The 10,737-nt window shown below is 45.1% G+C and carries 10 protein-coding genes; 6 read left to right on the forward strand and 4 right to left on the reverse strand.

Annotated elements, in window-relative coordinates:
* Positions 1 to 322: 322 nt before the first annotated feature.
* The 4 genes from ACEW8S_RS09640 (at position 323) to ACEW8S_RS09655 (ending at position 3,480) form a co-directional block, all read left to right on the forward strand.
* On the forward strand, positions 323 to 433 hold the full coding sequence (locus tag ACEW8S_RS09640) for a helix-turn-helix domain-containing protein (protein ID WP_373517942.1): 111 nt from the start codon (positions 323 to 325) through the stop codon (positions 431 to 433).
* Between the two features lie 429 nt (positions 434 to 862).
* Positions 863 to 2,155 carry a Glu/Leu/Phe/Val dehydrogenase gene (locus tag ACEW8S_RS09645; RefSeq protein WP_373517943.1) on the forward strand — a complete coding sequence of 431 codons (1,293 nt, stop codon included), beginning with the start codon at positions 863 to 865 and terminating at the stop codon, positions 2,153 to 2,155.
* A 10-nt stretch (positions 2,156 to 2,165) separates the two neighbouring features.
* Positions 2,166 to 2,585: a GreA/GreB family elongation factor gene (locus tag ACEW8S_RS09650; protein WP_373517944.1), complete on the forward strand. Its 420-nt coding sequence runs from the start codon at positions 2,166 to 2,168 to the stop codon at positions 2,583 to 2,585.
* A gap of 49 nt (positions 2,586 to 2,634) precedes the next feature.
* On the forward strand, positions 2,635 to 3,480 hold the full coding sequence (locus ACEW8S_RS09655) for a universal stress protein (protein ID WP_373517945.1): 846 nt from the start codon (positions 2,635 to 2,637) through the stop codon (positions 3,478 to 3,480).
* Between the two features lie 29 nt (positions 3,481 to 3,509).
* Here ACEW8S_RS09655 and ACEW8S_RS09660 read toward each other — a convergent pair whose 3' ends face one another.
* From ACEW8S_RS09660 to ACEW8S_RS09675, 4 genes are all read right to left on the reverse strand, one after another.
* Positions 3,510 to 4,982 carry a potassium/proton antiporter gene (locus ACEW8S_RS09660; RefSeq protein WP_373517946.1) on the reverse strand — a complete coding sequence of 491 codons (1,473 nt, stop codon included), beginning with the start codon at positions 4,980 to 4,982 and terminating at the stop codon, positions 3,510 to 3,512.
* Between the two features lie 241 nt (positions 4,983 to 5,223).
* Positions 5,224 to 6,423: a CynX/NimT family MFS transporter gene (locus ACEW8S_RS09665; RefSeq protein WP_373517947.1), complete on the reverse strand. Its 1,200-nt coding sequence runs from the start codon at positions 6,421 to 6,423 to the stop codon at positions 5,224 to 5,226.
* A 236-nt stretch (positions 6,424 to 6,659) separates the two neighbouring features.
* A complete protein-coding gene (locus ACEW8S_RS09670; RefSeq protein WP_373517948.1) occupies positions 6,660 to 7,202 on the reverse strand; it encodes a TVP38/TMEM64 family protein in 543 nt (180 codons plus the stop codon).
* A gap of 149 nt (positions 7,203 to 7,351) precedes the next feature.
* Positions 7,352 to 8,014 carry a GNAT family N-acetyltransferase gene (locus ACEW8S_RS09675; RefSeq protein ID WP_373517949.1) on the reverse strand — a complete coding sequence of 221 codons (663 nt, stop codon included), beginning with the start codon at positions 8,012 to 8,014 and terminating at the stop codon, positions 7,352 to 7,354.
* Positions 8,015 to 8,521: 507 nt separating this feature from the next.
* Here ACEW8S_RS09675 and fdhA point away from each other — a divergent pair.
* Positions 8,522 to 9,709: a formaldehyde dehydrogenase, glutathione-independent gene (gene fdhA, locus ACEW8S_RS09680; RefSeq protein ID WP_373517950.1), complete on the forward strand. Its 1,188-nt coding sequence runs from the start codon at positions 8,522 to 8,524 to the stop codon at positions 9,707 to 9,709.
* 116 nt (positions 9,710 to 9,825) lie between these two features.
* On the forward strand, positions 9,826 to 10,575 hold the full coding sequence (locus ACEW8S_RS09685; protein WP_373517951.1) for a sterol desaturase family protein: 750 nt from the start codon (positions 9,826 to 9,828) through the stop codon (positions 10,573 to 10,575).
* Positions 10,576 to 10,737 lie beyond the last annotated feature (162 nt).

The raw sequence follows: 10,737 nt of genomic DNA on the forward strand, positions 1-10,737 counted from the left end.
TACAGGGAATCCCAAGATTTAGGTCTTGGGATTTTTGTTTCTGTACAATATATGTATAACATTTTTAAATTTTCTACTTGTTTGGCATTGGAATTTCCGACCAAATCCAGCCTAAAAAGAACTATCCACTATAACTCTTAAGTATACTTACCCCTATGTTTAGGACAATAATTCTTTGTGGGCCGGGCAACATCAGAGAGTTTGAAAATATAATCCAACGGGCGGTCATCAAGGCCGATGGTTCAATTGGTGTCGAAGACCTTCCGAAAACCTAAAGTTCCAAATCGATTTTCCCGATGCCGGTTTCCTTCCGCTGCGCGAAATGGAAAGGGAATACGTCAAAAAAGTCCTCTTGCATACCCAGGGCAATGAAACCAAGGCCGCCGAAATCCTTCAAATTGACCGGAAAACCCTATGCGATAAGTTGAACTGATATATTGGGTGAAAAATCACCGATTGGGGAAATTCTCCTCATTTCCTTTCTATTCCTCCTTAATTAAAATTTCTCTTACTTTTTGATAATCAATTAATTGTAAAAATTGGCCTATCCGATACTTTTTTGGGCATGCCCTTTGCCTTCTATGCTTTCCATCCAAAAGTACGTGAAGCTATCCGTAGGCGCATCCGTAATCGGACTAAGTTTTTAAGAAATGAGACAACACTATAAAAGAAGCATTTGCTCTACATGCATTTTCCTATTCCCTTGCTGTTTGACGACGGATAAAAGCAATATATACGACTGTAGCGAATATGAGCACTACTTGGAGCATCCGCAGTTAAAAATGGAAGCGGAAAATGCTAAAATGCGACACGCGACGACGCCATTAAAAAATAATGAACAATTAGTGCTAAGATAAAACCAATGGTAACTAAAACACCGAAAAAAAAGAAGGTACTGAAACAGGGCATGTTGTCCAATGTCATGCACCAGTTCGATAATGCTGCCAATATTGTCGGCCTAAATCCCAATATCCGCAAGATTTTGGAAGTAACCAACAATGAGCTCGTGGTCCATTTTCCTGTCCGGATGGACAATGGAGAAGTAGAAGTCTTTACCGGGTACAGGGTGCAGCACAACAATTCGTTAGGCCCATATAAAGGCGGATTACGCTACCACCCGACCGTAGATATCGATGCGGCAAGGGCATTGGCCATGTGGATGACCTGGAAAACTTCTTTGGCCGGTCTGCCCTATGGCGGTGCCAAGGGAGGGATACAATTGGACCCAGCCCAATATTCAAATCCCGAGCTGGAAAGAATTACCCGAAGATTTACCTATGCGCTTGGCGACAATATAGGTCCCGAACTTGATATTCCCGCGCCCGATGTTAATACAAACGCACAGACCATGGCCTGGATCTTGGACACCTACATGTCCACCAAACCACCGGCCGAACGTTCTATGAACATGCACGTGGTTACGGGAAAACCGATCGGTGCGGGAGGTTCCGAAGGTCGCGACAGGGCTACGGGCTACGGTGTTTTCCTGACCATCAAGTTTTGGGCGGAAAGCAAACAAGTAGACCTGAAGGATAAGAAATTCATCGTTCAGGGCTTTGGTAACGTGGGCTATTGGGCCGCTTATTTCTTGGAAAGGGAAGGTGCCGTGCTGACCGGTGTACAGGATGCCTATGGAAGTATTGCCAACGAACACGGGATATCCGTAGAAAAATTATCGGAACATTCCCAGGCGAACAAGGGAAGCATTCTAGGGTTTGGCGATGCCCAATCCATCGACAATACCGATTTTTTCGGACTGGACTGCGATATAATCATTCCCGCAGCCTTGGGCAACCAAATTACCGCCGAAAACGCAAAGCGGATACGGGCCTATTTGATAGCCGAGGGGGCTAATGGTCCGACCGATGTCGGGGCCGAAGAAATCCTGTTAAAAAAAGGAGTCAACATCATTCCCGATATCCTTTGCAACTCCGGCGGGGTCATCGGCAGCTATTTCGAATGGTTACAAAACAGGAACGGCGAAATCTGGCAACTGGAAGAGGTCATGCAAAAATTGGAAAAAAAGCTAAGGGAGTCCTTTACTAAAGTATCGGAGACCGCCAAAGACCGAAAAGTAGATATGCGTACCGCCGCCTTTATCATCGCCATCGAACGTCTTGAGGAAACCTATTTACAACGGGGGATATTTCCATAAAAAAACAAAAATGAAATACAAAAATCTCATCGTAGAAAAAAAGGAGTACGTTCTCCTAAAACGGTATATGAACCTTTCGGGATATTACAAGGACGAGACCCTACGCAAATCGGTAAAAAAATTATTGAGCGAACTGGAGTTGGCACAAATATGCGACGAGGCCGATATGCCTAAAGATGTAATTCGGTTCAACACCAACGTCACTATCGTTTCAAAAAAAGGATGGCACCGAAAATTCAAATTGGTCATGCCCAATGACAGTGATGTGAAAAACAATAAAGTATCGATTCTAACCCCAATGGGGGCAGCCGTCATGGGCTATGCCGAGGGCGATTCGGTAACATGGGACTTTCCGTCCGGAGAGCATAAACTGACCATTGAAAAGGTAGAAAAAGAGAACAGATACATTAACACGAACATGGTTTTATGAACGCGAAAAAGTTATTTCACAGCCATCAATACATCTAAAATTCAACATCATGGGAAAAAAACTGTTATTACCTACCGATTTTTCAAAAAACTCGTGGGATGCACTGGTTTACTCGATAAAATTGTATGCCGATCAAGAATGCGATTTCTACATTTTGAATGCTTATGCCAAAGATGCATACGGTCTTAACAGCATTTCCCGATTGGATCCCGACGACGCGTTCAACAAGCTCTCCGAAAATCGTTCAAAAAGAGGATTGGGCGATATCATGAAACGCCTGACTTTTGAGAACGATAACCGGAACCATCGGTTTCATGTACTGTCACGTTCCGAGCTGTTCATAGATGCGGTCAAGGATGTCGTCGACGATATGCAGATCGACATCATCGTTATGGGTGCCAAGGGAGCGGCCAACCGGCACAAAGGCAGATATGGAAAAAATGCGCTGGCCGTTATCGAAAGCGTACGAAACTGCCCGGTTCTCATAGTGCCCAAAAACGTATCCTTAAACCTGCCGGAAGAAATTGTTCTGGCAATGAACTTCCATACCGATTTCAGAATCTCGGAAGTCGAATACCTGGCCGAGATCGCAAAAATGACCGGTGCGAGCATACAAGTACTTAGCCTGTCGGACGATGCCCCTTTAACACCGCAACAGGAAAACAATAAGATACACCTACAAAAATATTTCAAGGATGTTGACCATAGTTTCAACGTACTTCACAACGTAAAAATGGCCGCTGCCCTAAGTTGTTTCGTCGAGATAAGCCATAGCAATATGATCAGTTATATCGATAGAAAGCCTTCCTTCTGGGAACAGTTGGGCTTTGGTAAACCCAACTTGGGCGAACTGGGTTATTTTAAGGATGTTCCGGTATTGGCTTTACACGGGTAGAAATGACATTTGCACACCCTTGTCTGAAGTCAATTTGAATCTCCTCGGCTCAAACATACATCCACTTGGTCAAGTCCTTCTTGGGTATCGGAAAGTACGATCAAGATGTCGTTCGCCTCTATGACCGTCGAACCGTTCGGCACCACATAACTGCCATCGCGTTTTATCATGGCGATGATGGCGCTTTTGGGAAAGTTGAGTTTTACGATCCTTTTATCGACGGCATAACAATTCTCATCTACCTTAATTTCTGTCATGGCCGTTTTAGGATTTTCCGCCAAAAAAGCATCCGTAGGATAACTGGATTTGTCCTTTTCCGGTAAGGCCATTTTCAGCCATTTGGCAACAACGCCCAATGTGGTCCCCTGGATCACAACGGAGGTCACCGAAATAAAGAAGACGATATTAAAGATCATTTCCGCCTTGTCGATGCCGGCGAGCAAAGGATAGGTCGCGAACACAATGGGTGCAGCCCCCCGCAGTCCGACCCACGAGATATAGAAACGCCGTCTGATTTTCATCTTGAAAAACAGCAAACTGATAAAAACCCCGATCGGTCGCGCCACCAAGATCAAGAAAACGGAAACGAGCAGGCCAATGCCTAGAACTGGTACGATATGCGATGGAAAGACAAGCAGCCCCAAGGTTAGGAACAGTACTATCTGCATCAACCAAGCGAGGCCATCGTACATTCGCATGATGGTCTTTTTATGGATTAGATCTTGATTGCCCAAATATACCGCACAGATATAAATGGCAAGAAAACCGTTACCGCCCACGAAGTCCGTTGCCGAAAAGGTTATGAACATAAGGGCAATGACCAAAACAGGGTATAGCCCCTCAAAACTCAGTTGAATTCTGTTGATGACCAGTTTGCTCAGCTTACCGAACCCCAAACCCCCCACTCCACCAAGAATCATTTGCAACAGGAAAAAGGGAAGTATGGATAGTAAATTCTGTTCCGGATGCAGTACCAAAGTCAAAAAGGCGATAGTAAGTACGTAGGCCATAGGATCGTTACTACCACTCTCGAGCTCCAAAGTAGGTCTCAGGTTGGTTCTTAGGGAAAGACTTTTGGCACGTAAAATGGAAAACACCGCGGCGGCATCGGTCGAAGATACGATCGAGCCCAGCAACATACTTTCATAGATCGTAAAATCGGTCAGGAGCCAAACAAAGGTGCCTAGCGAGGTGGCGGTCAATAAGACCCCCAAGGTCGATAGGGAAATACCCTCTTTAAGGATCGGTTTTACGGTATTCCAGTTGGTGTCCAAACCTCCCGAAAACAGAATAAAGTTAAGGGACACCAATCCGATGAACTGGGCAATTTTTGGGTCGTCAAAATAGATGCCCCCAATGCCCTCGGAACCTGCGAGCATGCCTATCAACAAAAAGATCAACAAGGTGGGCACCCCGTATTTATAGGCCCTCTTGCCTACGATAATACTTATTAAAAGTAGTAGGGAGCCAATCAACATGATATTTTCAATCGTTATGTTCATTCGCTTTTTAAATTACCATGGTTTTGATTTCAGCTCCATCGCAAAAGAGGTATCCGACAACTCCTGAAACGAAGGACCCTAAAATCAACCCTACTTTCGAGGAATCGATCTATGTTGGATTCTCCGTAAAGGCCAGATTGGCGACGAAAATGGACATCCTAAACCAAAAAAAAACCAGAAAAATGATAAATATAATAGATTTAAAAATACATTGCACAAAAGTCTTATTGAGTATGTAAGGTCACACTTTCCCTGGTCTTCCCGCGCCTAATCCCACGTATAATTTCATTGCGGCAATTAAAATAAGCAGAAGCAGGGAATACGTCCAACTTCCCGTAAGATCAAAAATACTTCCGAAGATAATCGGTCCGGTAGCCGCTACGATGTAGCCTATGGACTGCGCCATGCCGGAAAGTTCGGTGGCGGAATCCGCATCTTGGGAGCGCAGCACCAAAAAAAGCAGGGCCAGGCCGAAAGTCCCCCCTAAAACAAAACCGATCAGGGAGACCCATAGGGGAACAAATCCGATCTGGGGAAACAAAAGGCCGACAAGCCCGACAAGCTCCGTAATGATCAAAAACCATATTATACCGCGCTGGTCTTTTTTTCTGCCTGCCCAGGTAGGTATGGCCAGTGATCCGAGAATACCGGTCGCTTGGCAGAGCGAAAGCATCCATCCCGAAAATTCGGCATCGAATCCCCTACCCTGCAAGATGGCGGGAAGCCAGGCCAGCACCACATAGAATGTCAAGGATTGCAGCCCCATAAAGAGCGCGATCTTCCATGCCAGACCGGACTGGCCCAAAGACTTCATCGCGCTTAAAAAACTGCGTTTCTCCTCGGATCTTTTTAAGCGGGGCAGTTGCGGCAACCACACGAAGAAAGCGATCAGGGCCAATAGGGCCCAAACCCCTAACGAGACCCGCCAACCCAATGCGTAGTTGTGGGCCAAGGGGACACTGATACCCGCTGCAAGGGAAGCGCCCAAGGCCATTACGCTCGAATAGAGGCTCGTCACAAATCCCGAATTCGACGAAAAATTTCGCTTCGTCAGACCCGGTAATAATACATTTCCGAAAGCAATGGCTATGCCCAAGAGAAGTGTGCCGAAATAGAGCATAAATATTCCGCCGGAGGAACGAATTCCGATACCCACGGCCAATAAAAGCATCGCTCCGAGTAGCGTGCCCCCTATACCAAAGCGACGCGTGAACAAAGGGGTAAGGGTAGAAACGACTCCAAAGGCGATCAACGGCAAGGTGGTCAACAGGCCGAGCATCGAATTTGAAAGTCCGGTAGCTTGCCGAATGTCGTTTATCAAAGGCCCGACACCCGAAAGTGCGGGACGTAGATTGATGGCAATGCACAAAATGCCTGCCAGCAGCAAAATATTTGTCGGACTGGAAAGGTGGGATCTTGAAGAAAGAGGGGTCTTGGACATTCGCTAGTGAAAAATAGATGCAAAACAAACAGCGAAAGTAAGCAAAGCGGAATACCCGTCGTACTTTACTTTGAGGATTTTCTCCGCTTGTCCCACCAAACATAAATTCCAAAAGCAAGCAGACTCGCTAAGGAACCCCAAAGCAATCCCGTTTTTATACTATCCGTACTTTTTCCCATAATGGCGATAAAAATCGTAAGCGGGCTGATGCCGACCAAGGTGGCCCCGATAAATTTTCAATAGCCCATCCGCAGCAATCCGCCTACAAAACTGATGGCATCGTTGGACAGGAAGGGATTGATACGGGTTACGATGACCGCCCAAAAACCATAGTCATTTAAAAACCCCTCGACTTTTTTCTCCGATTTTTGACCTATGATGCGCGTTACGATCGCATCCCCAAAATAACTTCCGATAAGATACCCGACCGACGATGCGGCGAAGACCGAAGTAAAAATGATGAGGCTGCCCCAAACCGGTCCGTAGGCCAGAACCGATACGACCATCAACAAAATGGTAGGTACGACCAACAAGAACATTTGCACGATCATGGTGAGAACCAACAGCACCGGACCGAACCCGCCGAAACCGTCGACCCAAGACTTTATCCGCTCTTCATCGTCGCTGGTCAATACGCTCCAAGCCTCGTTCAAAAAAGATTCTACTTGCGGAACTAAAAAATAGGCGGCTACGAGACCGCCTAACAAGGATATCGAAATATATAGGGGAGCCTTGCTTTTTTTTGCGGACGGATTTTCATAAACCGCATCTGGATTCAAGCCATAAATGCAACATTTCCCTGATTATCGATAGCTGCTGCAAAAACTTCAACGCAATCGATGGGATGATAGAAAATTGTTGCTGATAACCAATAATAGCAGAGTGTATAAAATTACATGAGGGAAAATCCAAAAAAAAAGTACTGTATTTATTCACAGTCAGTATCGATTCCAGAAAAATTCCTCAACAGGAAATTCCATCGGTATCTTTTGAACAACCCTATATGCAAATAGAGTTTTAACTTTTGGGCATTCAATTTTTTATTGACCTTTAGCGAAGAGGTATTGAAGTAAGAGACAATACTATAGAGTTCGTCTATGCCCTGCTTTTCAAGAAGTTCAAAGCAGTGGTAACGCAGATAAGTAGCTAAATTTTTACCTCTATAAGCTTGAAAGGTGTACACATTCAAAAGGTAGCCTTCTTTATCCCGTATTTTAAAGAGCCGTTCTTTAAACACGATATCGTTCAAGTCAACGAATAACAATGCGGCAATTTCATTCTCTCTTCGTAACCCGATACACAATTGGCCCCTACTTAAATTACGCTCTAATTCTTTGGTAGTCAGTCCCATAATATTATTCATGATTCCAATCTCGTCCAAACCGATATAACATAATTTATAGTCTTTGAAGCTATCTCGAATTTCCGGTGCGTCACTTCCATTTCTCACCTCCTTATACCAATAATAAGGCGCTATGTCCAATCCTATACGGGTCAAGGAATTCCTCAAGGTAAATAAGAATAATCCGTGGCGTATCCGTTTCCACAGCAACCCAACTTTATAGAATTTACTTTTTTCGCTTACTGCCATTTGCTCGTTTGACTTAAACTAATAGGAATAAAACCTTTTTCACTATGCCTAAAATAGAACAAAAAAGGGCTCTCAATTTAATTATATTATTCCGAGTAGTATTTATTTACTAAAAATTATCACTAATGGGTAGTTAAACCCTTTGATTTTTAGTTATTTATATTCTAGTTTTTTGACATCTATACCTCCTAATATTGCCGACCCGTTCGATCATTTATCGATTTGCATTTTCAGTACAGTAGTTCTATTTACAGTTACTATCCCTTTAAACTCCCCTGCGCGAAAAAGGGCGTTATAGGCCTCGTTAGAGTGTTGTATAGTCGCCCCTTGTGGCTGGTTAAATCGACGTATAGCTAAGGAATTAGCCGCCTCGTCTGCAACCAGGTTTTTTAATACTAAAGTTTCGGGAGGATGCCGCAAAAGGCGCATTGTTTTACACACAATTTTGCTTAACTTACCATTCGGCATTTCAACAACAAAAAAGTATAAACTTAAAACAATACCAGTATGTGCAAAAATCACGGAGTTGCCTATATGGGCAAAGGAAAAGTGGAAGTTCAGGAAATCGATTATCCCAAACTGGCGTTGGGAGACCGTAAATGTGAACACGGGGTGATACTCAAAATCATATCGACCAATATTTGCGGGTCTGACCAGCATATGGTCCGGGGCCGGACTACCGCTCCCAAAGGTCTTGTGCTGGGCCACGAGATTACCGGTGAGGTCATCGAGTGCGGCCGCGATGTGGAGTTTATCAAAAAAGGGGATATCGTCTCCGTACCCTTTAATATCGCCTGTGGTAGGTGCCGAAATTGTAAAAAAGGACTTACGGGTATTTGCCTGAACGTCAACGGCGACCGCCCCGGTGCCGCTTTTGGTTATGTAGATATGGGGGGCTGGGTAGGCGGCCAGGCGGAATATGTCATGGCGCCCTATGCCGATTTCAACCTGCTCAAGTTTCCTGACAGAGATCAGGCCATGGAAAAGATCAAGGACCTGACCATGTTGTCCGATATTCTCCCCACTGGCTACCACGGGGCTGTTACCGCGGGCGTAGGACCCGGTTCCGTAGTTTATATCGCCGGTGCCGGCCCGGTCGGGCTCGGCTGTGCCGCAAGTTGCCATTTACTGGGAGCGGCGGTCGTCATCGTAGGCGATTTTAGCAAAGACCGATTGGCACAGGCCCGTTCCTTTGGCTGTGAAACCATAGATCTGGGCAAGGACACGCCTTTAGAACAGCAGATTGCCGAAATCACGGGAAGTCCGGAAGTAGATTCGTTCGTCGATTGCGTTGGTTTCGAGGCCATGGGTCACGATGGAAAAGGTACCGAAGAACAGCCTGCCGTAGTCCTCAATCAGGCCATGGCGGTAACAAGGGCCGGCGGGCAGATAGGCATTCCCGGTCTATATGTGACGGAAGATCCCGGTGCCGAAGACAAAAGTGCCCAAAAAGGTGTCTTGAAAATCCGGTTGGGGCTGGGTTGGGCCAAATCGCACTCCTTGCATACCGGGCAATGTCCCGTAATGCGCTATCACTACCAGCTGATGCAGGCCATTTTGAACGAGAAAATCGCTATTGCCAAAGCGGTAAACGTGCAGGTAATCCCATTGGCGGATGCGCCAAAAGGGTATGCCGATTTTGATAAGGGCGCGGCAAAAAAATATGTCATCGACCCACACGGGATGATCGCTTAGGATCAGGGTGCAAATTAATTGAGAATTAGTTTCATCATGTACCTAGGTTGCTTACGGTATCGGTATCTTTGCAAAGTGCAATGAATTGATTTTTGTCCGCAAACCTAGATGGTAAGATGCAACTAATAGAAACCTTGGACTTTACGGATATCGGAACGTTCATTACGTCATTTGTTCTGCTGTTTCTAATTGTTTTTTTCCGCTATATTTTTATATCGGGCGCCTATCACTGGGTATTCCTGGTAATTTACCGAAAAAGGCTTAGGGAAAGGATATTGTCCGAAATAAATCCCAACGGCATACAAATCAAGAGAGAACTTTTGCTTTCCGCATATAGTGCCGTAATTTTCAGTTTAATGGGAATGTTGCTTTTGATACTCCGTCAGAAAGGCTACACGCAAATATATGCTGATATCAACGAATTCCCGTTATGGTACATACCGGTCAGCATCTTGCTCTACCTCATATTACATGATACCTACTATTACTGGTTACATCGATGGATGCACCGATCGAAGGTCATTCGCCGCTTTCATATGGAGCATCATAAAAGTGTGGACACTACCGTATTCACTTCTTTTTCTTTCCATCCCGTAGAGTCCTTCCTTCAGGCATTGATTGTTCCGGTTCTGCTTTTGATTATCCCCATGAGTGTAATCGCCATTATGATTACCCTTGCCCTTATGACCATTTCGGCGATAATTAACCACGCGGGAGTGGAGATTTATCCCTCGAAAAAAAATTACGGTCTCTTCCGCAAATATATTATCGGTGCGACGCATCACGATTACCACCACCGCAATTCAAAAAAACATTTTGGACTCTATTTTACGTTTTGGGACAGGATTATGAAGACGGAGTTATAACCGGATAAGGCGGTAGAAGAACGCTGTGGCAAAACTTGGGATGGACTGGTGGGCAATCTGGAGATTTCTGGGCTCCTTTGGCAATAGCGTCAAAAACATCATCGTTACGAATCAGTATCCTACGAGTAATACCTTATTTTTGGCACTAACGATAAAATATAG

Source organism: Pricia sp., from assembly GCF_041745955.1.
GTDB lineage: Bacteria > Bacteroidota > Bacteroidia > Flavobacteriales > Flavobacteriaceae > Pricia.